The sequence below is a fragment of the Clostridium sp. DFI.1.208 genome, assembly GCF_024463855.1.
Lineage (GTDB): Bacteria > Bacillota_I > Bacilli_A > Erysipelotrichales > Erysipelotrichaceae > Clostridium_AQ.
This window is the reverse complement of sequence record NZ_JANGCA010000367.1, coordinates 1-205: the sequence shown is the minus strand read 5'-3', so window position 1 is coordinate 205 and position 205 is coordinate 1. Positions and strand designations below refer to the sequence as shown.

Annotated in this window: 1 protein-coding gene; it reads left to right on the top strand. The window is 53.2% G+C overall.

The window, feature by feature from the left end; all coding sequences use genetic code 11:
- Positions 1-17: 17 nt before the first annotated feature.
- Positions 18-205: hypothetical protein (locus NE665_RS24705; protein WP_220431430.1), on the top strand; the 188-nt coding region annotated here is incomplete at its 3' end.

Genomic DNA, 205 nt, shown 5'->3' with positions numbered 1-205 from the left:
GGAAGGAGTGTAAGGGAATGAAGAAAAAGATACCGATGGGAAGGCTGGAGAAGCTCGTGATCCTGGTCATGGTGGTCACCCTGGCAGTGAGCATCCTTCCACAGCTGGATATCCAGCAGCTGTTTGCGGAGGATCCTGCGACAGTGACACTGGAATTGAAGGAAGGCAGTACGACACGTCCGTTATCTGTGAGCACCACGGATAC